24 protein-coding genes and 1 pseudogene are annotated in these 20,326 nt (G+C 70.5%); 11 read left to right on the forward strand and 14 right to left on the reverse strand.

Annotation, left to right across the window (positions count from 1 at the left end):
• Window positions 1-69: 69 nt before the first annotated feature.
• Both ACYVF7_RS13665 and ACYVF7_RS13670 read right to left on the reverse strand, forming a co-directional pair.
• Entirely contained in the window at window positions 70-1,059 is a 990-nt protein-coding gene (locus tag ACYVF7_RS13665) for a LacI family DNA-binding transcriptional regulator (protein WP_460339476.1), read from the reverse strand.
• Window positions 1,060-1,271: 212 nt separating this feature from the next.
• Entirely contained in the window at window positions 1,272-3,008 is a 1,737-nt protein-coding gene (locus tag ACYVF7_RS13670) for a carbohydrate-binding module family 20 domain-containing protein (RefSeq protein ID WP_460339478.1), read from the reverse strand.
• Window positions 3,009-3,192: 184 nt separating this feature from the next.
• On the opposite strand from ACYVF7_RS13670, the gene ACYVF7_RS13675 reads away from it, so the two are divergent.
• On the forward strand, window positions 3,193-4,194 hold the full coding sequence (locus ACYVF7_RS13675) for a LacI family DNA-binding transcriptional regulator (RefSeq protein ID WP_460357893.1): 1,002 nt from the start codon (window positions 3,193-3,195) through the stop codon (window positions 4,192-4,194).
• A 24-nt stretch (window positions 4,195-4,218) separates the two neighbouring features.
• On the opposite strand, the gene ACYVF7_RS13680 is transcribed toward ACYVF7_RS13675, so the two are convergent.
• The 4 genes from ACYVF7_RS13680 to ACYVF7_RS13695 all read right to left on the reverse strand — a co-directional run bounded on the left by ACYVF7_RS13680 (window position 4,219) and on the right by ACYVF7_RS13695 (window position 7,924).
• The gene (locus ACYVF7_RS13680; protein WP_460357896.1) at window positions 4,219-4,866 is read right to left on the reverse strand and encodes a response regulator; all 648 of its coding nucleotides are present in this window, start codon (window positions 4,864-4,866) and stop codon (window positions 4,219-4,221) included.
• Between the two features lie 85 nt (window positions 4,867-4,951).
• Window positions 4,952-6,079: a MacS family sensor histidine kinase gene (macS, locus tag ACYVF7_RS13685; protein ID WP_460339480.1), complete on the reverse strand. Its 1,128-nt coding sequence runs from the start codon at window positions 6,077-6,079 to the stop codon at window positions 4,952-4,954.
• 58 nt (window positions 6,080-6,137) lie between these two features.
• Complete coding sequence (locus tag ACYVF7_RS13690; protein WP_460339482.1) at window positions 6,138-7,121, reverse strand: BtrH N-terminal domain-containing protein; 984 nt, start codon at window positions 7,119-7,121, stop codon at window positions 6,138-6,140.
• Window positions 7,118-7,924: a MerR family transcriptional regulator gene (locus tag ACYVF7_RS13695; protein WP_460339484.1), complete on the reverse strand. Its 807-nt coding sequence runs from the start codon at window positions 7,922-7,924 to the stop codon at window positions 7,118-7,120. The genes ACYVF7_RS13690 and ACYVF7_RS13695 overlap by 4 nt, the downstream gene beginning before the upstream one ends.
• Before the next feature lie 83 nt (window positions 7,925-8,007).
• On the opposite strand from ACYVF7_RS13695, the gene ACYVF7_RS13700 reads away from it, so the two are divergent.
• The 4 genes from ACYVF7_RS13700 to ACYVF7_RS13715 are packed head-to-tail and all read left to right on the forward strand — an operon-like array spanning window position 8,008 to window position 10,834.
• The gene (locus ACYVF7_RS13700) at window positions 8,008-8,841 is read left to right on the forward strand and encodes a MerR family transcriptional regulator (RefSeq protein ID WP_460339486.1); all 834 of its coding nucleotides are present in this window, start codon (window positions 8,008-8,010) and stop codon (window positions 8,839-8,841) included.
• On the forward strand, window positions 8,838-9,392 hold the full coding sequence (locus tag ACYVF7_RS13705) for a GyrI-like domain-containing protein (protein WP_460339488.1): 555 nt from the start codon (window positions 8,838-8,840) through the stop codon (window positions 9,390-9,392). Before ACYVF7_RS13700 ends, ACYVF7_RS13705 begins: the two co-directional genes overlap by 4 nt.
• Window positions 9,393-9,402: 10 nt before the next feature.
• Window positions 9,403-9,912, forward strand: coding sequence for a GNAT family N-acetyltransferase (locus ACYVF7_RS13710; protein WP_460339489.1), 510 nt, complete (start codon window positions 9,403-9,405; stop codon window positions 9,910-9,912).
• A gap of 49 nt (window positions 9,913-9,961) precedes the next feature.
• The gene (locus ACYVF7_RS13715; protein WP_460339491.1) at window positions 9,962-10,834 is read left to right on the forward strand and encodes an LLM class F420-dependent oxidoreductase; all 873 of its coding nucleotides are present in this window, start codon (window positions 9,962-9,964) and stop codon (window positions 10,832-10,834) included.
• 133 nt (window positions 10,835-10,967) lie between these two features.
• Here ACYVF7_RS13715 and ACYVF7_RS13720 read toward each other — a convergent pair whose 3' ends face one another.
• Window positions 10,968-11,501 carry a class I SAM-dependent methyltransferase gene (locus ACYVF7_RS13720; protein ID WP_460339493.1) on the reverse strand — a complete coding sequence of 178 codons (534 nt, stop codon included), beginning with the start codon at window positions 11,499-11,501 and terminating at the stop codon, window positions 10,968-10,970.
• 133 nt (window positions 11,502-11,634) lie between these two features.
• On the opposite strand from ACYVF7_RS13720, the gene solA reads away from it, so the two are divergent.
• Entirely contained in the window at window positions 11,635-12,702 is a 1,068-nt protein-coding gene (gene solA, locus ACYVF7_RS13725; protein ID WP_460339495.1) for an N-methyl-L-tryptophan oxidase, read from the forward strand.
• Window positions 12,703-12,833: 131 nt separating this feature from the next.
• On the opposite strand, the gene ACYVF7_RS13730 is transcribed toward solA, so the two are convergent.
• Window positions 12,834-13,628 carry a nuclear transport factor 2 family protein gene (locus ACYVF7_RS13730; RefSeq protein WP_460339497.1) on the reverse strand — a complete coding sequence of 265 codons (795 nt, stop codon included), beginning with the start codon at window positions 13,626-13,628 and terminating at the stop codon, window positions 12,834-12,836.
• 118 nt (window positions 13,629-13,746) lie between these two features.
• Here ACYVF7_RS13730 and ACYVF7_RS13735 point away from each other — a divergent pair.
• Together ACYVF7_RS13735 and ACYVF7_RS13740 are read left to right on the forward strand one after the other, a co-directional pair.
• Window positions 13,747-14,250 (forward strand): annotated as a pseudogene (locus ACYVF7_RS13735) (helix-turn-helix transcriptional regulator); the annotation flags it as partial.
• On the forward strand, window positions 14,136-14,663 hold the full coding sequence (locus ACYVF7_RS13740; RefSeq protein ID WP_460357899.1) for a helix-turn-helix transcriptional regulator: 528 nt from the start codon (window positions 14,136-14,138) through the stop codon (window positions 14,661-14,663). The pseudogene ACYVF7_RS13735 and the gene ACYVF7_RS13740, both read left to right, overlap by 115 nt.
• Window positions 14,664-14,692: 29 nt before the next feature.
• Here the strand turns inward: ACYVF7_RS13740 and ACYVF7_RS13745 are convergent, their stop codons facing one another.
• The 3 genes from ACYVF7_RS13745 to ACYVF7_RS13755 form a co-directional block, all read right to left on the reverse strand.
• A complete protein-coding gene (locus ACYVF7_RS13745; RefSeq protein WP_460339499.1) occupies window positions 14,693-15,562 on the reverse strand; it encodes an SMP-30/gluconolactonase/LRE family protein in 870 nt (289 codons plus the stop codon).
• A 130-nt stretch (window positions 15,563-15,692) separates the two neighbouring features.
• On the reverse strand, window positions 15,693-16,718 hold the full coding sequence (locus tag ACYVF7_RS13750; RefSeq protein WP_460339501.1) for a hypothetical protein: 1,026 nt from the start codon (window positions 16,716-16,718) through the stop codon (window positions 15,693-15,695).
• Window positions 16,719-16,863: 145 nt separating this feature from the next.
• Window positions 16,864-17,283 carry an ASCH domain-containing protein gene (locus ACYVF7_RS13755; RefSeq protein WP_460339503.1) on the reverse strand — a complete coding sequence of 140 codons (420 nt, stop codon included), beginning with the start codon at window positions 17,281-17,283 and terminating at the stop codon, window positions 16,864-16,866.
• Between the two features lie 80 nt (window positions 17,284-17,363).
• On the opposite strand from ACYVF7_RS13755, the gene ACYVF7_RS13760 reads away from it, so the two are divergent.
• Window positions 17,364-17,975, forward strand: a complete 612-nt coding sequence (locus tag ACYVF7_RS13760; protein ID WP_460339505.1) for a TetR/AcrR family transcriptional regulator — start codon at window positions 17,364-17,366, stop codon at window positions 17,973-17,975.
• A 57-nt stretch (window positions 17,976-18,032) separates the two neighbouring features.
• On the opposite strand, the gene ACYVF7_RS13765 is transcribed toward ACYVF7_RS13760, so the two are convergent.
• The 3 genes from ACYVF7_RS13765 to ACYVF7_RS13775 all read right to left on the reverse strand — a co-directional run bounded on the left by ACYVF7_RS13765 (window position 18,033) and on the right by ACYVF7_RS13775 (window position 19,276).
• On the reverse strand, window positions 18,033-18,419 hold the full coding sequence (locus ACYVF7_RS13765) for a hypothetical protein (RefSeq protein WP_460339507.1): 387 nt from the start codon (window positions 18,417-18,419) through the stop codon (window positions 18,033-18,035).
• A gap of 8 nt (window positions 18,420-18,427) precedes the next feature.
• Window positions 18,428-18,772 carry an antibiotic biosynthesis monooxygenase family protein gene (locus ACYVF7_RS13770; RefSeq protein WP_460357902.1) on the reverse strand — a complete coding sequence of 115 codons (345 nt, stop codon included), beginning with the start codon at window positions 18,770-18,772 and terminating at the stop codon, window positions 18,428-18,430.
• A 99-nt stretch (window positions 18,773-18,871) separates the two neighbouring features.
• Window positions 18,872-19,276, reverse strand: a complete 405-nt coding sequence (locus tag ACYVF7_RS13775) for an ATP-binding protein (protein ID WP_460339509.1) — start codon at window positions 19,274-19,276, stop codon at window positions 18,872-18,874.
• Window positions 19,277-19,393: 117 nt separating this feature from the next.
• Between ACYVF7_RS13775 and ACYVF7_RS13780 the strand changes: the two genes are divergently transcribed.
• Both ACYVF7_RS13780 and ACYVF7_RS13785 read left to right on the forward strand, forming a co-directional pair.
• Window positions 19,394-20,206 carry a helix-turn-helix domain-containing protein gene (locus ACYVF7_RS13780; RefSeq protein WP_460339511.1) on the forward strand — a complete coding sequence of 271 codons (813 nt, stop codon included), beginning with the start codon at window positions 19,394-19,396 and terminating at the stop codon, window positions 20,204-20,206.
• Entirely contained in the window at window positions 20,203-20,304 is a 102-nt protein-coding gene (locus tag ACYVF7_RS13785) for a DUF397 domain-containing protein (protein WP_460339513.1), read from the forward strand. Before ACYVF7_RS13780 ends, ACYVF7_RS13785 begins: the two co-directional genes overlap by 4 nt.
• Window positions 20,305-20,326 lie beyond the last annotated feature (22 nt).

Raw genomic sequence — 20,326 nt, forward strand, 5'->3', positions numbered from 1 at the left:
AGGGGGTGTGCGAAACGTCGAAGCGCTTCAATGACGCAGAGGCGTACGGGATTCGGTATCGGTCACGTTTCAGGCCGCCGGGGTACTGGACCGGGCGACGAGGCGGGAAGGGAGCAGGGTGGCGCCAGGTGCCTGGTCGCCGTTCAGCTTGTCCATGAGCACGGCGACCGCCTGCCGGCCGAGCTCCTCGGCGGGGATGGAGATCGAGGTGAGGTCGAGCCGCTCCGCGAGGTCGTCGGGAGCGATGGCGATCACGGACAGGTCGTCGGGGATGCGGCGCCCGCTCGCGCGGAACGCCGTGAGCAGCGGTTCGACGGCCGGTTCGTTGTGGACCGCGATGCCGGTCAGGCCCGGATGGTCACGGAGGAGGTCGGCGGCGGTCTCTCCGGCGTGCTCCGGGTCGCAGGGCCGGACGACCGCGTGGACGCCGCGTTCGGCGGCGGCCCGCTGAAAGCCCGCCTTCGTCCGTTCGGCGAAGCCGGTGCCGCGTTCGTACACCGCGGGCGGCGCGCCGATCAGCGCGATCTCGCGGTGCCCGAGGTCGGCGAGGTGCTCGGCGCAGGCCGCACCCGCCGCCTCGAAGTCCCAGTCGATGCAGGTCAGCCCCGACGGGTCCGCGGGGAAGCCGATGAGCACCGACGGCCGGTCCAGCGAGCGCAGCACCGGCAGCCGTACGTCGTGCATCTCGACGTCCATCACGAGGATCGCGTCGACCAGGGACGAACCGGCCACCCGCTCGAGACCGCCGATGCCTTCGTCCTGGGTCAGCAGGAGGACGTCGTGGTCGTAGGTGCGGGCGGTGGTCACGGCCGCGATCACCATCTGCATGACGATCGGCACGTGGATGCCCGAGCGCAGCGGGACGACGAGGGCGATGACGTTGGAGCGGTTGCTCGCCAGCGCGCGGGCACCGGCGTGCGGGCGGTAGCCCAGGGCCCGGATGCTGTCCATGACCCGGCGGCGGGTCTGGTCGGAGATCGACCGCTTGCCGCTGAGAACATAGGACACCGTGCTGGGGGAGACGCCGGCGTGGCGGGCCACGTCAGAGATCTTTACCAAGGTCCGCTCCTGTCGAAGCGCTTCGATTGCCGAGATGTTAAGCCCGTCACCAATGTGGCGCAATGGGGTGTTATAGGAAAGAAACCGGAATCTGGGAGCGCTCCCACGGGCGCAAGGGTTCGACGATCTTGTCGAACCCCGAGCGGCACGGCGTTCCCGCGCCATAGGCGGCAGCCGCCCGGGACGCGACGCGTCCCGGGCGGCTACGCGGGTCAGCGCCAGCTGTCGTTGATCGTGGCGGTGCCACCGGACCCGGTCGTGTACGACCGGTTGGGATCGGACTCCCAGGTGACCGAACCGTCCGGATTCTTCTTGATGTACTTGTACTGGAAGGCGGTGTTCGCCGGCAGGGACACGGCGGCGGACCAGGTCGGGTAGCCCGCGGACGACAGCGCGACGGCGCTGCCCGGAGCCCAGTTGCCCAGTGCGGGGATCGAGCCGACGACGAAGACGTTCTGCCCGTAGTAGGTCGTCGCGTACTCGTTGAACGTCACCTGGACGACGCCGGTGGTGCCGCCGGTGCCGGTGACCGCGACGTCGATCGCGACGGCACCGCCCGGGTTCACGGAGAAGGTCGCGTTGCCGGAGCCGTCGACCGTGACGGCCGTGCCGGTGCACTTGCCGGAGGACACCCCGCCGCCGATGACGTCGCAGTACGTCCCGGCGGGCAGGCCGGTCGCGAACGTACGGCTCAGCGTGCCACCGGAGTTGTTGATCGCGACGTAGCCCTTCGCGCCGCGCCCGAAGGCGATCTGGTTGGAACCGTCGGACCACCAGTTCGTGACGGACGTGCCCTTCACCGCGTTGTGCCAGCCGACCATGCCGCCGAGCACGCGGTCGAGGCAGCCCTGCCAGCCGCTCGCGCAGTTCGTGCCGGTGACGTACCCATTGGAGTCGGCGGGCGGAGAGTCGTCGGTGCCGCTGAAGTCGAAGCCGGAGTAGACCTGCGGGGTGCCGAAGTTCCAGGCCAGCGAGAAGATCGTGGCCAGCCGGTACTTGGTGCCGTCCTTGTAGGACAGCGTGCTGCCGTTCCGCTCGGTGTCGTGGTTGGCGACGAAGACGACCGACTTGTCGCTCGGCTCCATGCCCCACGACTGCCCGAAGCTCTGCAGGTTGGCGATGGTGCCGTTGAACTGCTCCTTGAGCTTCTGGCCGTAGACGAACTCCAGCAGGTCACCGGTGCCCTCGAAGGCGCTGGGCGCGAGGCTGCCGCCGCTGCCGGGCATGACCTCCTGGTAGATGTACGCCGACTTGGTGAGCTTGCCCTCGATGGCCGCCAGGTCGGTCGCGCCGATGTGCTTGGCGGCGTCCACCCGGAAACCGTCCACGCCGAGGGACAGCAGGTCATTGAGGTAGCCGGCGATCTTCCCGCGCACGTAGTCGGACTCGGTGCGTAGGTCCGAAAGGCTGCTCAGTTCGCACTTGGTGACCTCGGTGTAGTCGTTCCAGTTGTGGATCTGGTCGTCGGACTCCGGGCAGTCCGATGGGTAGTTGTGGAAGTCGGCCGAGGAGTAGATGCCCGGGTAGTCGTACTTCGAGAAGCTCTTGCCGCCGTAGCTCGTGCTGCCCTGACCGGTCATGTGGTTGATGACCGCGTCCGCGTACACCTTGACGCCCGCGGTGTGGCAGGCCGACACCATGGCGGCGAACTGCGACCGGGTGCCCATGCGGCTGTTCACGTCGTAGTCGGCGGGCTGGTAGACCTCCCACCACGGGTGGCCGCTACGGGTGAGGGAGTCCTCCGGCGGGGCGACCTGGACCGCGCCGTAGCCCTGGGGGCCCAGCACGTTCGTGCACTCGGCGGCGACGGAGTTCCAGTTCCACTCGAAGAGGTTGGCGATGACGTCGTGGTCGCCCGTGGGCGAGGCCGCCGCGGGTGCGGCGCGGGCGACGGGCGCGATCGTGGCCGCCAGCGCGACGGCCAGCGCGGGCAGCAGGCGTTTCAGCATTGCGGGGCCTCCTGGGGTGAGGAGAGTGGGCGGGGTCCCCCCGAGGGTCTGGCGACCGCTGTGTTGCCGCGACGTTAACCCCTCCGCCGGTTGACAGCAAGACCTTGCAGCAACCTTGCGAAAGAGTGCTGCAACGGAGCCAGGCCGGTCCATTCCGTCCGGCGGTACATTCGTGCATGTGAGCATGCGCCTGGCGGACATCGCCGCCCAAGCCGGAGTGAGCGAGGCGACCGTGAGCCGGGTGCTCAACGGCAGGCAGGGCGTCGCGCCGGCCACACGGCAGGCGGTCCTCGACGCGCTCGACGTCCTCGGGTACGAACGCCCCGTCCGCCTACGGCCGCGCAGCGGGCTGATCGGCCTGATCGTCGCCGAGCTGGACAACCCGATCTTCCCGGCCTTCGCGCAGGTCATCGAGAACACCCTGGCCGTGCACGGCTACACCGCGGTGCTCGGCGCGCTGGCGCCCGGAGGCATCAACGAGGACGACTACACCGACCTCCTGCTCGAACGCGGAGTCTCCGGGATCGTCTTCGTCTCCGGGCTGCACGCCGACTCGCAGGCCGACCACGGCCGCTACAAGCGCCTCACCGATCGCGGGCTCCCGATCGTGCTGATCAACGGCTACGCCGAAGGGGTCGACGCCACGTTCGTCTCCAGCGACGAGGCCGGCTCCATGGAGCTGGCCGTGGCGCACCTGGCGCACCTTGGCCACCGGCGCATCGGGCTCGCCGTAGGCCAGGAGCGTTTCGTGCCCGTCATCCGGAAGACCGAGGGCTACCGCAGGGGGATGACCGAGCGCCTCGGGATCGCCGACGCGGACGACTGGATCGTCAACACCATCTTCACGGTCGAAGGCGGGGAGGCGGCGGCGAAGCGACTGCTCGACCAGGGGTGCACCGCGATCTGCTGTGGCAGCGACATGATGGCGATCGGGGCGATCAGGGCGGCCCGGCAGCGGGGCCTGCGGGTTCCCGCGGACGTGTCCGTCATCGGCTTCGACGACTCGCCGCTGATGGCGTACGTCGATCCGCCGCTGACCACGGTCCGCCAGCCGGTCCGCGACATGGCCTTGGTCGCCGTACGCAGCCTTCTGGACGAGATCCAGGGCGTCGGGGCCCCGCACACCGAGCTGGTCTTCCGGCCCGAGCTGGTGGTCCGCAGCTCCACGGGCCCGCTCCACCAGTGATTGCAGCAATCCTCTGCAAAGCACTCAGTCCAGACCCTGCTCCAGCGCGTAGCGCACCAGCTGGGCCTTGTTGTGCAGTTGCAGCTTGGTCAGGGTGTTCTGCACGTGGTTCTGCACCGTCCGGTGCGACAGCACGAGCCGCTCGGCGATCTCGCGGTAGGTCAGGCCCTTGGCGACCAGCCGCAGCACCTCGGTCTCCCGGTTCGTCAGCCGGGGAGTCTCCCGCTCCGGCGCGCCGACCAGGCGGCGGTACTCGCCCAGCACCAGGCCCGCCAGCCCGGGCGTGAACACCGCTTCCTCGGCCGCGGCCGAGCGCACCGCCGCGATCACCTCGTCGAGGGATGCCGACTTGGTCAGGTAGCCGGTCGCGCCCGCCGTCACGGCGTCGAGGACGTCCTGGCGTTCCCCGCTCGCCGAGAGTACGAGCACGCGGATCGCCCCGTCGGCCGCCAGGAGCCGGCGGGTCACCTCCGCCCCGGGCAGGTCCGGCAGGTGCAGGTCGAGCAGCGCGACCCGCGGCCGCGTCGCCTTCGCCACCCGCAGCGCCTGGGCACCGTCACCGGCCGTGCCCACCACGGTGAGGCCGGCCGCCCCCAACTTCTCCGCGATGCCGTCCCGCCAGATCGGATGGTCGTCGACGACCAGAACGTGCAGCGGGGCATCGGCGTCCATGGGTTCCCCTTCGTTGCTCGGGCCGTCGACGCCCGTGGGTTTCCCGGGGGCGGCGTCCATGGGTTCGCCCTTGTCTCTCGGGGTGTCAGCGTCCATGGTGTTCCACCTCGTCCCGCAGCCCTCGGGGGATCCGGAGTTCGACCTCGGTCCCGCGGCCGGGGACCGAGGTCACGGTCGCCTCTCCGGCGAGTTCCCGGATCCGCCCGACGATCGACTGCGCGACGCCGAGACGCCCCGCCTCGGCCGCCCGGGCCAGGCGGCCGTCCTCGAATCCCGCGCCGTCGTCCCGGACGCTCACCGCGACCGCCTCGCCTTCGTCGTCGAGCAGTACCCAGGCTCGCGCGTCCGGGCCGGCGTGGCGGCGGACGTTGTCGAGCGCCTCGCCGGTCGCCGCGGCCAGGGCCCGCGCCGGCGCGTCGGGGAGAAGGACCGCGTGCGCCGGGCAGGACACCGTGACCCGGTCGCCGGCCAGGGGCTCCAGCAGCGTCCGTACGTCGACCCGGCCGTCCGGCGGCGGCGTCGGTGAGGCGGCGACCAGCGACCGCAGCGCCACCTCCTGTTCCCCGGCCAGCCGGCCGAGCTCGGCCGCCTCTCCGCCGAGTTCCCGCCCGCGCACGCTGACCAGCGCGAGCACCTGCAGGACCGAGTCGTGGATGTCCCGCGCGATGCGCTGCCGCTCGGCCGTGGCCGCCTCCTGCCGGGCCGCGCGGTCGAGGGCGGCCTCGGCGTGCAGCACGAGCCGTACGACATGACCGCCGACCGTGCCGGCGATGAGCAGCAGCACGATGCCGTTGAACGTGTTGTGCGGCAACGCCTGCCGCTCGAGCAGGTCGGCCGCCGAGACGACGGCGGCTCCGGCGCACCCCGCCCACGGGCCGCCCGCGACCGCGCAGGCCAGCACGGACGCCGCCGCCCACGACACCGGCAGCGTCGCGGCCCCGTGGTCGATGCGGGCGGCCGTGTCGACCAGACGCGTGGCGAGGATCAACGCGGCCGCGACGGTCACGTCCGCGCCGACCAGCCAGGGACGCCGCAACGACGGGCGCGTGTACGCGACCGTGACGAGCACGGACCACGCCGCCATCACGGCGAGCGCGAGGAGCCCGCCCAGGGGATGGGCGTACCGCCCGTGGTCCCGCAGGATGAGGACCGCGGCGTAGCCGAGGGTGACGAGCCGGAAGACGCCCACCGCCCGCCACATCTGCTCGACCACGACTGCGACATTACGGGCTTTAGGGGCATGCGTAGCGGCCGTTCCGGGGCGTGGGACTTCAGAGGCGGCTCAGCGCCTGCATGGCCTCGCGCTCTGTGCGGGAAAGGTCGCAGAGGATGTTGCCTGCCTGTACGAGGCACTGCGCATCGCCTGATTCACCGGCTTTTGCGATCAGTGCTGCGACTTCCGTCCACAGGGTGGCCGCCTCGGTGTACAGCTCGTGGCCGGTGCGCAGGTGGCTGCTGTCCAGCAGCTGGGCGCATTCGGCGAGGAAGTCGCGGTAGAGGTTACGGAACAGGGCGCCGCCGGTGCCGGCCTTCTCCATCAGGAGGGCGGCCTGCGGCAGGTCCCGCTGCGGGGTGTCGGTGCGCTGTAGCCAGGTGCGGACCAGCTTGCCGGCCTTCTCGATGCCCCGGTGGCCGAGGTTGGCGATGGGCGGGTTGAGGAACGCGTCGGCGCAGGCGGTGATGGCGGGAACGATCCGACCCTGTGGGGAGGGCGGGTTCCCCGGAGCGGTGAGGGTGAAGGACCGGTGTTTGGCGGTCATCGGGCCGCGCGCGGCTCTGGCCTGGGCGAGGCCGGTCAGGCTGGTGGACACCGTTCCGCCTTGCTGGTCGGTGTCCACCAGGTAGGCGTCGTGGTCGTCGTAGCCGTACATGGTGACGACATGACCGCCGAAGTGCACCTTGGACCGGAAGTAGTCCAGGTAGTAGCTGTCGAGCTGCAGTCCGACGGGGTGGCCCGCGTCGATGGGGGCAGTCACGTTCTCCCACGCTCTGCGGGGGGAGGCGGTCTCCTGGACCACGAGCTCCAGCCCGAGTCTGGTGGCCAGGTTCCTGGTGAGTTCGAAAGGCTTGACCCGTCCTCCGAGGAAGGGAAAGCCCATGTTCTTGCTGTCCCAGTAGATGAAGGACAGGCCGGAGCCGAGGCCGAAGAGCATGGGCTCGGACAGATCGAGTCCTTGGTGCCGCAGGAGCACCCCCAGAGCCGTCGTCTCGCAGTGCTGCGTACCGCGGGCATCGATGTCCTTCACCGTGGTCATGCCGTGCTCTCTTCGACGGGGATGATCAGCCGGGTCATCAGTTCTTCTCGCGGTGCCTCTGCCGGCCCGACGAGATAGGCCTCACGTACGGGCGCTCGCGGGCGCAGCCCGCGCTCGTGGATGGCGGCGAAGAGAGCGTTGTAGGCCAAGGGCAGCTGGGCATAGGGACCGACGTGCACGGTCTCGGCGACGGGTCCGCCGGGCAGCGCCTCGAACCGCAGGCCGGGCGTTCCTTCCCCTTGCGGCGTCTGCACTCCGACGGCGATCTCCATCCGCTCAGCCAGATCCAGCGGGTACAGCGCCCACAGCGGCGGCTCCCATGCGATTCCAGCCTTACCGAGCACGGGCAGCAGCAGGCCCACGCACTCCTCGACCTTCTTCCCGATCTCCGCAGGTGCGCAGGTCGCCCGCACCACGGCCAGGCGTCGCTCCGGCTCTCGGCCCATCGTGACCTCATAGCCGGGCAGGCCGCCCTCCGCCAGCCGTTCCAGCATCTCCAGACGTGCCTGGTCCCTGCTGATCCGCTCGGCCAGCCGGTCCCGCTCGGCGCGCAGAATCCGGGCCCTGGACTCAGGCTCGGCGGCCAGCGCCTGGGCGATCACCGCCAGGGGAAGGTCCATCTCGCGGAGCAGGGCGATGGTCAGGGCATCACGGGCCTGCTCAGGCGCGTAATAGCGGTAGCCGGAGCCGGCGTCCACACGGACCGGGGCCAACAGCCCCATCTCGTCGTAGTGCCGAAGCTGCTTCACGCTGAGCCGGCACAGGCGGGCGAAGGGCCCGATGGTGAGAAGTTCGTCTTGCACGCCACCATCGTGGACTCTCCCATGGTGGGAGAGTCCAACCTGCGCGCGGCCCGCGACTGGACTCTCCCATTGAGGGAGAGACCATGCTGGTGCCCGTGAACGAGGGATACCTGCCGATCGGGCGGTTCGCCCGGCTGTGCCGGCTCAGCGTCAAGCAGTTGCGCAACTACGACGACCTCGGGCTGCTGACCCCGGCCCACGTCGACCCGGACACCGGGTACCGCTACTACCGGCCGGACCAGTCCCGTGCCGCCCTCGTCATCGGCCTGCTGCGCTCTCTCGACGTGTCCCTCCCGGTGATCGGTCAGGTGCTGGCCGAGGGGACCGGCGCCCTGGGCGGCGTACGGGACACGATGGAGGCGGACCTGGCGCGCCGGCGGCGCAACCTCGCGGCGTTGGAGCGCATCCTCACCGACGGGCTGCCCGGCCCTCCCGTGAGCCTGGTCCGCGAACCGGCCCGGCGGGTGGCGATCGTACGGGACGTCGCAACGTGGGATCGGATCGGCGCGGTGACGTCGGCGTGCGCGGCCCGCCTGATCGGCGCGCTCACGGCGGCGTCGGCCGAGACCGGTCCGGGCGGGGCACTGACGGCCTCCGGCGGGGCCGGCCCGATGCTGATCGGCCTGTTCCCGCTCGACCTCACGCCGGAGATCGTCGTGTCCGTCGCAGCCGGGACGGACGCGACGGTCCCCGGTACGTCGGCGGACGTACTCCCCGGTGGGCTGTTCGCGTCGGCGACCCATGTCGGGCCGTACGACCAGATCGACCTCACCGCGCACGCCCTCCTGGCCTGGGCGGGAGACCGCGGTCACACGCCGGTCGGGCCGCTGCGGGAGGTCTACGTCTCCGACCCCACGAGCACGCCACCGGAGCGGCTCGTGACCCATCTGTTGATCCAACTGGAGGAATGCGAATGAACCGGTATAAGGCCGCCGAAGAACCCGAGCTCGTGGAGTTCGGGCCGGTGCGGGGACTGTCCGTCTCGGGAGTGGGAGAGCCCGGCGGGCCGGAGCACCTGACGAGCATCGGGGCGCTGTACGCCGTCGCCGGCAGCCTGGCCGCCCGGAACGACCGGGGTTTCGACCTGCCTCCGCTCGAGGGCCGGTGGTGGGTCGAGGACGAACGGCCGCCGCTCGAGGTTCCCCGCGAGGAGTGGCGGTGGCACCTGTTCCTTCCGCTGCCGGAGACGGTGGAGGACGCCTGGTACGACGAGGCGAGGCAGGCCGCGCCGCATCCGGCCGCCGCGCGGGTCCAGCTCGTCACCTACACCGAAGGGCGCTGCGTCCAGATCCTGCACCGGGGGCCGTACGCCGACGAGCCGCGGAGCCTCGCGAAGATGGACGCTCTGACGAAGGAGGCCGGCCTGGTGCCGAACGGTCTGCACCACGAGATCTACCTGTCCGATTTCCGGGAGACCGACCCGGAGAAGATACGCACGATCCTTCGCCATCCGGTGCGAGCGGCCTAGGCTCGGCTGCATGACTCGTCCTCCGGCGGAGCCGATGCGATACCGGCTCGACGCGATGCTCTCCGGGATCCGGGCGTCGACGGACCACTCGTTCCGGTCGCCGACCCGCGTGGACATTCCGGCGCTCGGCACCCTGATGTGGGACGCCTACCGGGGGACGCCGGACGAGCGGGACGTCGGGGACGGCGTCCCGTCGGCCACCGAGGAGGTCCGGCTCACCTTCGACGGGGAGTACGGGCCGTTCCTGCCGGAGGCGTCGCTCGTCGCGGAGGAGGGCGGCCGTCTCGTCGCGGCCGCCCTGGTGACGGTCTGGCGCCGGGTCCCCCTGCTGGCGTTCGTCTTCACGGCGTCGTCGCACACCGGGCGGGGGCTGGGCCGGCGGCTGATCCAGGCGGTGATGGGGGTGCTGGCGGAGCAGGGCTACGACCGGCTCTCCCTCGCCGTGACCGGCCAGAACACCCGTGCTCGTGCGCTGTACGAGTCGATGGGGTTCGTGGAGGTCCCCGTCGGAAGCAGGTGAGACCTCCTCGCCGACGCGTGACAGGATCACGGGTGGGAGGTGCATCTCAATGAAGGTCGGACTACAGATTCCTGACTTCACCTGGCCCGGCGGACCGTCGAGTCTCGGTGCTGACCTGGCCCGCGTCGCGCGCACCGCCGATGACGCGGGGTTCAACCGGATCGCGGTGATGGACCACTTCTTCCAGATCAGCATGGTCGGGCCGCCCGAGAACGACATGCTCGAGGCATACACCACGCTCGGCTTCCTGGCCGCGCACACGTCCCGCGCGCGGCTGCTCACCCTCGTCACCGGGGCGGTCTACCGGCCGCCGGGGCTGCTCGCCAAGACCGTGACGACGCTCGACGCGCTGTCCGGCGGGCGGGCCGAGCTGGGCATCGGCGCGGCCTGGAACGAGGAGGAGGCGCGCGGCCTGGGCCTGCCCTTCCCGCCGGTGGCCGAGCGCTTCGAGCGGCTGGAGGAGACGCTGCAGATCTGCCTGCGGATGTGGGGCGACGGCGACGAGGCGTACGAGGGGCGGCACTACCGTCTCGAACGCACGCTCAACTCGCCGCAGGCACTGTCGCGACCGCACCCGCCGATCATGATCGGCGGGTCGGGCGAGCGGAAGACGCTGCGGTTCGTGGCCCGGTACGCGCAGGCGTGCAACCTGTTCCCCGGCCCGGAGCTGGCCCACAAGCTCGACGTGCTCCGGGAGCACTGCGCGGCGGAGGGCCGCGACTACGACGAGATCGAGAAGACTGTCATCTTCCGCTTCGATCCCGGCGAGAAGGGCGAGAAGACGGGCGAGATCGTCGACACGCTCGGGAAGCTGGCGGAGCTCGGCATCGACGCGGTCATCGGCGGTGTCACCGACGTCTGGCGCGTCACACCGCTCGAGGCGATCGGCGCCGACGTCATCCCGGCCGTGGCGAACCTGTAGCGAGCATCGAGATGGCTCCGGTGCGCCGCCGGCCGACGGCGGCGCACCGTGCGCCGCGGTCGGTGGTCAGCCTTGTGCCTGGTAGACCGCGTGGGTGAACGGTGGCCGGCCTTGTGCCTGGTAGACCGCGTGGTCAGGCTCGTGCCCGGTACGCCGCGCCGGTGAACGGCAGCGCGCCGCCCGTCTCACGCTCGTCGGGCGGCGCGAGCCCGGCGGCCGCGGCCCACGCGTCGACCAGGCTCGCCGGCCAGGACGGCCGCTCACCGGGGAGTACCACGACCAGGCCGTCCGGGGCGAGAGCCCGGCCGAGTTCGCGGACGGTGTGACGGGGGAACGGGAAGGATCTCGGATCGAGGCGGCAGACGAGCGCGTGCAGGGCCCCGTCGGGGAATGGCAGGTCGACGTCGATCCCGCCGACGGACGGCGTGGGGAGGTCGCCGCCGATCCGGTGCGCCGCCCGCCGCAGTGCGCGGGCGTCACGCCGGTGGGGGACGCACACCTCGACCGGCACCCCGTCGGCGATCAGCCGGGCGGCCAGGTCGTGGAGCCCGGAGCCGACGAGCCGCACCGGTGTGGTGCGCCCCGTGACCGCCTTGGTGAGAAACGTGCTGAGAGTCGCGTCATCGAGCCCGGAACAGCCGTACGCGGCGGCTGCGGGCGTGCTCATCGTCGTGCCGTTCGGCCGGTGCCCGCGACGCGTGTCGCGGTGAGGCGGAGGTGGGTCACCGGAGTCCTCCCACGTTTTATCTGTATTCTGCAAGTATCGTAGCGCAGGCGTCTATACAGGCATGATGCGGGGCATGGACGACATCGATGTGGCGATCGTGGGGCTCGGACTGGCAGGATCCGCCGCGGCCTGGGCGGTGAGCCGGCGCGGACGGAGCGTCGCGGCCTTCGAGGCATACGGGCCGGGCCACCGGCGCGGCAGCTCGCACGGCCGCGCCCGGATCTTCCGCCACGCCTACCTCGACCCGCTGTACGTCGAGCTCACCGGCCGGGCGGGGCGGCTGTGGGACGAGCTCGGGGAGCAGGCCGGCGAGCGGCTCCTGACCCGGACCGGCGGCGTCGACCACGGCCCCGGCCGCGAGCCCGAGCGCATGGCGGCCCTGCTCCGGGAGCACGGCGTCCCCGCCGAACTGCTCGACCCGGCCGAGGCGGCCCGCCGCTGGCCCGGCATCCGGTTCGAGGGACCCGTGGTCTTCGACCCGGAGGGCGGCGTCCTCGACCCGGAGGCGGCGATGGGCGCCATGGTCCGCCTGGCCGTCGACGCCGGGGCGCACGTCGCGTACGACACTCCGGTCCGCGCCCTACGGCCGGATTCGGACGGCGTCACCCTCACCACCGACACCGGCACCTGGCGCGCCCGTACGGTCGTGGTCGCGGCGGGAGGCTGGACCGGCCCGCTCCTCGACGGCCTGGTCCCGCTCCCGCCGCTGACCGTGACCCAGCAGCAGGTCTTCTTCTTCGACCGTACGGACCCCGGCCCCTGGCCCACGGTCGTGCACGGTGAGACGTCCCTCGACCTCTACGCGCTGCCGGAAGGGCCGTACCTCAAGGTCGGCGAGCACGTGCACGGCGCGGTGACGACGGCGGACGACCGGGACTTCGCCGTCGACCCGGCCGCCCGGGAGCGAGCGGTCGCGTACGCGCGCGAGTGGCTCCCCGGCCTCGACCCGGTCCCGCGCTCGGAGCTGACCTGCCTCTACACCTCGACACCGAACGAGGACTTCGTCCTCGACCGCCGCGGCCCGTTCGTGGTCTGCTCCGCCTGTTCCGGACACGGCGCGAAGTTCACGCCGCTGCTCGGCGAACTCGTCGCCGAGCTGGTGGACGGCCACCCGCCGATCGACAGGTTCGCCCTACGGTGAGGGCGCCCTGCCGCTGATCATCGGCGTTTCGCCGTAGCGGCCGGCCCGCCCACCCGTACGCGGAGGGTCGCCGTGCGGCGGTCGAGCGGGCCGCCGCCCGGACTGCGCGCGCCGGCGGACGGTGCGTCCCGTCAGCGACCGGCGTCGGCGCGGGCCAGTGCCTCCGCGACGGTGAGGCTGTCCTCGTACACGTGGTACCGGGTGATCAGGCCGTCCTCCACGGTGAGGCGGACCGCGCACAGCGCCGCGTAGGGCTCGCCGGTCGCCTTGACCGTCTGCCGGATCTCACCCAGGATCACCGCGTCCGGTCCGTCGACGACGATCTCCGCCGCCGACGACCCCTGCTCCTGCGGGACGTGGAAGTCCTGGATGGTCCGGAAGTGGTCGGCGACCTCGGCGCGGGTGGAGCGGGGACGGATCCAGGGCACGGCCGGATGACCCTCGACGGGCCAGTCCAGGCGCCAGTCGACCTTCTCGGCGAAGATCTCCGCGACGTGCTCCGGATCGCCCGCGACGAGCCGGCGAAGGTACTCCCGCGCGACCGCCCGCGTGCCCGGATCGAGGTCTCCGGCGAACTGGTGGTCGGACCGGATCAGGCCGTCCTCACCGAGGACGACGAAGATCGACCCGTTCCACACGGCGTCGCCGCCCGTGCCTGGCGCCATCTCGACCGTGAACCGGACGGCGTCGTGATGCCCGACCGCCTCGCCCGCCGCCCGGAAGACGAACCCACCATCCCGGACGAACTCCTCGTACGCCCCGGTGACCCGCCTCTCGATCTCCTCTTGCCCGCGGTACTCGCCCGACTCGGTGAACTCGACGCCGTCCTCGGCCCACAGGTCCGCGATCATCTCGCGGCGCACGGAGGCGTCCGGTTCGTTCCAGACGGCGGCGTAACGCTCTACGAACTGGTTGAAATCGTCCATGGCCGGACCGTACGGCCGGTCCACTGACACGTTCTGTCAGTGGAGCGCGGCATTGTTGAGGATCGTGCGCGCGAGCCGGCTGGTGTCCCTGCTTCTGCTCCTCCAGACCCGGGGACGGATGACCGCCCAGGAGCTCGCCGACGCCCTGGAGGTCTCGGTGCGCACCGTCTACCGCGACGTGGAGGCACTCGGCGCGGCGGGCGTCCCGGTGTACGGCGAGGCGGGGCACGACGGCGGTTATCGCCTGCTGGACGGCTACCGCACCCGGCTGACCGGGCTCACCGCCGCGGAGGCCGAGTCGCTGTTCCTGGCCGGGATGCCGTCGGTCGCGGCGGACCTGGGCCTCGGCGCCGCCGTGAGCGCCGCGCAGCTGAAGCTCCTGGCCGCCCTGCCTGTGGAGTCGCGGGCGCACGCCGCGCGGATCTCCGAGTGCTTCCACCTCGACGCCCCGCCCTGGTACGGCGACACCGACCGCACCGACCGGCTCGACGCGGTCGCGGACGCGGTGTGGACCCGTCACCGCGTGCGCATCCGCTACCTACGCTGGGCGGAGCCGCACGAGATCGACCGGACCGTCGATCCGTACGGCCTCGTGCTGAAGGCGGGACACTGGTACCTCGTCGCCGGGCACGAGGACGGCATCCGCACCTACCGCGTGTCCCGGATCACCGACCTCACCGTCATCGCCGAGTCGTTCACCCGGCCGGCTTCGACCTGTCCGCGTACTGGCGGAGCCATGTCGAGCGGTTCCACGCGGGCCGGCACCGGGACGAGGCGACGCTCCGGGTCTCCCCGGGAGCCCTGGAGCGCATCCCGCACGTCCTGGAGCCGGCCGTGGCACGAGCCGCCCACGGCACCGCCGGCGAGCCGGACGCCGACGGCCGGGTACGGATCATCGTCCCGATCGAGTCGGTCGAGCAGGCGCTCGCCGACTTCCTCCGCCTCGGCGCGGACATCGAGGTCCTCGGTCCGCCGGCCCTGCGAGAGCGGATGACCGAGACCGTGAACGCCCTGGCCGCCCTCTACCGGCGATGACGCACAGGTCTGAAACCGCCGGACACTCCCTAACGGCCGGCCGTGAAGGGCGTGGCGACCGGGCCGGAGACGCCGGGGTCGACGCGGAAGATCCGGCCGGCGTCCGGCTCGGCCGCCCGCTGCTCGGGCGACAGGCCCTGCTGGGACGTCGTGATGAACAGCGTCGAGCGGTCGGTGCCGCCGAAGCAGCAGCTCGACACGTTCGTCACCGGCAGGCGGACCGTCGTCACCAGGCGTCCGGACGGGTCGTACCGGTGCACGGCGCCGCCGCCCCACAGCGCCACCCACAGGTGGCCCTCGTCGTCGACGCTCATGCCGTCCGGGTGGCCGCCCTCGACGTCGAACAGCCGCCTGCGGTTCGTGGCCGCGCCGGTCTCCAGGTCGTAGTCGAACGCGTCGACCTGACCGGTCGGCGTGTCGATGTAGTACATGGTGCGACGGTCGGGGCTCCAGTCGAGGCCGTTCGAGATCGTGACCCCGTCCAGCACCGTACGGATCGAGCCATCGAAGACGAACAGCGACCCGGCCCCGGGCGTCTCGTCGAACGCCATCGTGCCGGCCCAGAACCGCCCCGCCGGGTCGCACTTGCCGTCGTTCATCCGGATCGTGGACGTGTCGGCCAGGTCGCCGGTCAGGGCCGTCGCCCGGCCGTCCTCGTCCAGCTCCATGAAGCACGTCCCCGCGGCGATGATCCACCCGCCCAGGACGCGGGGGACGGCGGCGCCGATCGGGCGGTCGACCTCCAGCGAGCGCGGGTCGGTGAGCGTCTTGCCGTCGAAGCCGGCCAGCCACAGCCGCCCCGCCATGATGTCGACCCAGCCGAGCCGGTCTCCGTGCCAGAACGGCCCCTCGGCGTGCTCCACCCGAACCGGCGAACAGGGTTCCGCGGTGAGTTCCATGCTTCGGCTCCCAAGCGTGATGCGGCGATCATCGTCAATCTTCCACTACCCGCTCATCCACCGGGCAGCCCGGCTGTCCGAGTCGGTCCGCTGCCGCGGGACCGGCGCGGCTCATCGACCGGTGCGGGTCTCATCGACCGACGTACGACCTGGCCGGGGTGGCGGCGGTGAGTCGCCGGCCGGCAGACGTCCTGGACCGCCGGGCGGACACGGCAAGGATCATGACCGCACAGGCCGACACCCATCCGGCGAGAGCCGCGAGCGCACCGAGCGTCGAGCCGTCGGGGTGGATGAGGGCCTGTCCACGCTCCGCCTGCCACAGTGTCAGTCCGGTGAGCCCCGCGTAACCCGACGCCGCGGTGATCACGAGCGTCGCGCGGGTGGCGGTGCCCGCGAGCACCGAGAAACGGCGAGACAACATGCGCAGGCCGATCGCGATCAGCGGAAGCACCTGCAGGGCGTGCAGGCCGATGAAGTGCGCCACCCGCAGGTCACCCGAACCGGTCGCCCAGCCGGTCACCGGCATGCCGGAGCCCCCGTCCGGCGCGCCGACGCTGTGCGCGCCGATCGTGGACAGGTGCAGTCCTTCGGCAAGCCCGTGCGCCTGGTCCGGAGTGGGAGCCGTCATCAGGTAGCCGACGGACATGCCGGCGAGTGAGATGCCCAGTCCGAGGGCTATCGCCCATGTCATGGCCCGGTCCATCCGGCGCTGTACCACCAGGAGGATCCCCATTCCGAAGGTCAGCAGCCAGCCCAGGTAGGCCGCGCCGCCCATGATCATGAATACCGTCGCGTCGAAGGGGGTCGAGAAGTTGAAGTGGCTGCGGACACCGCGCGCCGCCTGGAAGGTGATAGCCGTGACCTCCGGCGTGACGAACCCGACCACGGCCAGGGTGCCCAGCCACCACAGCGTCCGCCGCCATCGCGGAGCCCGGCCGATCATCCAGGCCAATGTGATCGCGTACAACCCGAACGAGACCGCGAACTTGAACGGCTTGAGCCACACTCCCTGGCCGAGCAGCGTCCGCCCGTCGACCACGAGGCCGATCGCGCTGGCAACGGCCAGCACCGCCATCGCCGCCGCGCAGTAACCGAGCGGTCCGTGCCACGAAGACGCGGCCTTCCAAAGCCTCCGAGGCTGGGGCAGGGCACTCATGATGACTCCTTCGAATCGACTGAGTGCGATCCTGCTGGCCAGCGAAAACGTCGACCAGAGACGCGATCACGACCTCACCATGACCTCGTCACAAACCGGACGTCTCGCCTGTCGCCGCCGCGTGTGCGGGAGCCGTACGGTGCGGTCAGGACTCTCGCTCGACCACGCGGAAGCGCTCGGCGACCACGAGCGTGTCATCGCCGATGACGGGCGTTCGGCCGAGGAACTCGCTCACCCCATCGCTCCGGAAGAACTCCTCGTGGGCCGCGCGCCACTCCGCGACGTCGGCGTAACCGCGCCCCTCGGCCCGCGCGAAGTCGTCGTCGATCTCCTTGATGGGGACGACACGCACCTCGACGAGCTCGATCGTGACCGCCGGTCGCCCGTCCGAGTCGAGCACGGAGTACCGCTGACCGGTCCGCGGCACCGCCTCTCCGGCATGTTCATAGAGCTCGTGGAGACCGGTGAGCGCCGTCTTGTGACCGCTCAGGATCGCGGCCACACCCCGGTCGCGCTCCGGACCGGGGAAGGCGAGCTCCAGGGCCGGAAGATCGTCGTTTCCCATTGCGAGAGGCTAACGCCCTTGCCTGACCCCCTCGTTGGCCATCTGGCCAGTAAGATATTGTCCACTCTGCCAATAGGAGAATGATGACGCGACGACGGCGCACGCCCGAGCAGGCGCGGGAGGAGATCCTGGATGCCGCCACCGACCTCATCGCGCGACACGGCCCCGACGGCGTCGGGCTACGCCGGATCGCGGATGCGGTCGGCGTGACGCATGGTCTTGTAACCCACTACTTCGGCACCTACCGAGCACTGGTGCAGGCTGTCCTGCAGCGCGAGAACGAGCGGCAACGCGAACGCGTCCGAGAACGGATGCGGGCCGACAACGGAGTGCCTTACGCGGAGGGCATGACGAAGGTGCTCTTCGACACGCTTGCGGACGAGCGGTACGTCCGACTGTGGACTTGGTCCCAACTCCATGCCGATGACCTCGACTCCGCGTCGGCGAACCTGTCCGAGTTGGTCGACGCCATCGAAGACGGCGTCCGTAGCGTGCTACCCGAACCCCACGGGCCGGACCGGGCACGGATCGAGGCAGTCGTCCTCCTGGCCCTGTCCGGTGCGTACGGCTACGCACTCGGCCGGCGGTCCTGGCTCGCCGGCCTCGGACACGACCCGGACGATCCGCGCCACAACGAGGCGTTCCGCGCCGTCTTGTCGTCAGTACTCGCCACTCATCTCGCTGGAAAGTGACGCGATGACGCTCGCTGCGACACCGTGCGCCCGGCGTCTCCAGTCGGCTGACGTCGCTCACCGGTCCCAGGAGGCGGTCGCGGTGGCGGCGGTGTCCGGGTCGTCGGTGACCAGGATGAGCCGGTGGTCGTGGTCGGAGTAGAGCACCTCGATGTTCACCCCGGCCGTGGCGAGCGCCCGGGTGATCGCACCCAACTGGCCCGGCTTGTCCTGGTCGAGGCGCCGCGCGACCACCTTCCGGCAGGCAACGACCTTGATGCCGGCCTGCTCCAGCGCGGTGGTCGCCGCCTCGCCGTCGTGGAACAGGAAGTGCGCCACCCCGCGGCCGTCGACGCTCCAGGCGCCGCCGCCCTCCACACTGGCCCCCGCCGCGCCCAGCGCCTCGCCCATCTCCGCCAACGCGCCCGGCCGGTCGTCCAGTTCGATGGTCAGGTCGTACATCATCGTCTCCCTCAGCCGTGCACGCGGCGGCTGTCCGCCGGTGCCTGGTCACGGTCGTCCGGGCCGTAGTCCCGGACCACTTCCGCCATCCGCAGCCGGTACGTCGTGAAGAATCGGTGCCGGCCCAGCGCCTGCGCGCGCCGGTGCGCCCCCGTGTTCCGCCAGGCGGCGACGGCCTCCTCGTCCCGGAAGAACCCGAGGGCGAGATACTTGCCCGGCTCCGTCTCACTGGCGTACCGCTCGATCCCGTAGAACCCGTCGAGCTCGGGCAGCAACTCCCGAAGCCGGGCCGACTCGGCCAGATAGTCCTGGAAAGCGGCGTCGTCGTCCGGATCGAACCGGTACTCGAAGATCATTGCGATCACACGTCGACCGTAGAGCCGCGATACTTCCGCCCCGGTCGAATCATGCCCGCGGTGCCGCGCGATAGCGCTCGATGGTGGAAGTCTCCTCGATCACGCCTGTCTCTCCACCATCGCCCAGACGATCTTTCCGCCGACCACTTCGAACGCGCCGTATCGGCGGGCGCACTGCTTGACGATGGGAATCCCGCGCCCGGATTCATCGTGAGAGCCCGCCTGCTTCTGCCGGGGCAGGCCGTCTCCAGGGTCGTAGACGCACATGACGACGTACTTCCGTAGGGGGAATATCGAGATCTTGATCTCTTGGCCTGGCGCGGCCTTGATGGCGTTGGTGACCAGCTCGGAGATGATCAGCTCTCCGTCGTCGATCGCGTTCGGGCTACAGCCCGATCGGCCGAGGCTCGCGCGAGCGAACGCGCGGGCGGTCCTGGCCATTTCCGGTCGGCCCTTGATCGTTAGCCTCTCGGCGTTCTCCATCTCGATATTGATCTGGCTCATAATGATGGCTCCTGGTATTGCTTTGCGGATTCGTAGAGCCAGCGTGGACCTGGCGCGCTAACATCGCACTGTTTCGAGGAAACATCAGAAACATCCGGAAACGCAGGGGATCAAGAGATGGCCATGCGGTCGCAACCCGATCCAATGTCCTCGTTGTGGGCGGTAATCGCTCTTCAGGTGCGCTTTTACCGTGAGCGGGCGGGCTTCACGGGCACGCAGCTCGGCGAGCGGATCGGCTGTGTTCGATCGACTGTTTCGCGGATCGAGTCGAACGCTCTCAAACTCGATCCGAAACAAGCGGTTCTTGCGGACGAAGCCCTGCAAACCGGGGGTTTGTTCGCTGCCCTGGTCGTTCATGCCCTGCGGGAGCCGGACGGACACTGGAGCGCGGAACATCGCGACATCGAGGCGACGGCCTCGACGATCCGAATCTTCGAGGCCGTGGTCATTCCCGGTCTGCTCCAGACGCCGGAGTACGCGCGCGCACTCGTGCTCGCAGGCGGTGCCAGCGAGGAGGTGGCCCAAGCTGTCGTCGAGGAGCGCATGAACCGACAGGCCATCCTGTCGCGGAAGGATCCTCCCCTGTTGTGGGTGATCATCGCTGAGACGGTTCTCGAGTGGCCGGTCGGTGGCCCCGAGGTCATGCGTGGGCAGCTAGCGCGTCTGCTTCAGCTCGCGGACATGCCGAACGTCGGGATTCGGGTGATTCCGAAGTCGGCAGGGGCTTATATGGGGCTAGATGGTAGTTTCAAAGTGCTGTCCAACGCCACGGGTGACGTCGCCTATACGGAGTCACCAGAGGAAGGAAGGCTGGTCTATTCCCTTGGAGCGCGCCGGTATCTCGACCGTTACGACCGGATAGGGCTAAAGGCCCTCAATGATGCTCAGTCGAAAGAACTGATTCGTACGAAGATGGAGTTGTACCAGTGATCGAGCCGTACCGGAAGAGTAGCTACAGCGGCACTCAGCAGGGCAGCGACTGCGTCGAGGTCGGCGTCATCGGCCGGGACGAGGCGGGGACGGGCTGACGAACAGCCTCCGCCGAAGCGG

It is taken from the genome of Actinoallomurus acanthiterrae (genome assembly GCF_054775715.1).

Bases quoted from the DNA above. Each gene is read 5' to 3' on its own strand.
- ACYVF7_RS13770 (WP_460357902.1), bottom strand. From the start codon at position 18,772: ATGATCTTCGAGTACCGGTTCGATCCGGACGACGACGCCGCTTTCCAG.
- solA (WP_460339495.1), top strand. From the start codon at position 11,635: ATGGACGACATCGATGTGGCGATCGTGGGGCTCGGACTGGCAGGATCC.
- ACYVF7_RS13705 (WP_460339488.1), top strand. From the start codon at position 8,838: ATGAACCGGTATAAGGCCGCCGAAGAACCCGAGCTCGTGGAGTTCGGG.
- ACYVF7_RS13755 (WP_460339503.1), bottom strand. From the start codon at position 17,283: ATGGGAAACGACGATCTTCCGGCCCTGGAGCTCGCCTTCCCCGGTCCG.
- ACYVF7_RS13745 (WP_460339499.1), bottom strand. From the start codon at position 15,562: ATGGAACTCACCGCGGAACCCTGTTCGCCGGTTCGGGTGGAGCACGCC.
- ACYVF7_RS13775 (WP_460339509.1), bottom strand. From the start codon at position 19,276: ATGAGCCAGATCAATATCGAGATGGAGAACGCCGAGAGGCTAACGATC.
- ACYVF7_RS13680 (WP_460357896.1), bottom strand. From the start codon at position 4,866: ATGGACGCCGATGCCCCGCTGCACGTTCTGGTCGTCGACGACCATCCG.
- ACYVF7_RS13675 (WP_460357893.1), top strand. From the start codon at position 3,193: ATGCGCCTGGCGGACATCGCCGCCCAAGCCGGAGTGAGCGAGGCGACC.
- ACYVF7_RS13760 (WP_460339505.1), top strand. From the start codon at position 17,364: ATGATGACGCGACGACGGCGCACGCCCGAGCAGGCGCGGGAGGAGATC.
- ACYVF7_RS13710 (WP_460339489.1), top strand. From the start codon at position 9,403: ATGACTCGTCCTCCGGCGGAGCCGATGCGATACCGGCTCGACGCGATG.
- ACYVF7_RS13730 (WP_460339497.1), bottom strand. From the start codon at position 13,628: ATGGACGATTTCAACCAGTTCGTAGAGCGTTACGCCGCCGTCTGGAAC.
- ACYVF7_RS13700 (WP_460339486.1), top strand. From the start codon at position 8,008: ATGCTGGTGCCCGTGAACGAGGGATACCTGCCGATCGGGCGGTTCGCC.
- ACYVF7_RS13765 (WP_460339507.1), bottom strand. From the start codon at position 18,419: ATGATGTACGACCTGACCATCGAACTGGACGACCGGCCGGGCGCGTTG.
- ACYVF7_RS13670 (WP_460339478.1), bottom strand. From the start codon at position 3,008: ATGCTGAAACGCCTGCTGCCCGCGCTGGCCGTCGCGCTGGCGGCCACG.
- ACYVF7_RS13720 (WP_460339493.1), bottom strand. From the start codon at position 11,501: ATGAGCACGCCCGCAGCCGCCGCGTACGGCTGTTCCGGGCTCGATGAC.
- ACYVF7_RS13690 (WP_460339482.1), bottom strand. From the start codon at position 7,121: ATGACCACGGTGAAGGACATCGATGCCCGCGGTACGCAGCACTGCGAG.
- ACYVF7_RS13750 (WP_460339501.1), bottom strand. From the start codon at position 16,718: ATGAGTGCCCTGCCCCAGCCTCGGAGGCTTTGGAAGGCCGCGTCTTCG.
- ACYVF7_RS13780 (WP_460339511.1), top strand. From the start codon at position 19,394: ATGGCCATGCGGTCGCAACCCGATCCAATGTCCTCGTTGTGGGCGGTA.
- ACYVF7_RS13715 (WP_460339491.1), top strand. From the start codon at position 9,962: ATGAAGGTCGGACTACAGATTCCTGACTTCACCTGGCCCGGCGGACCG.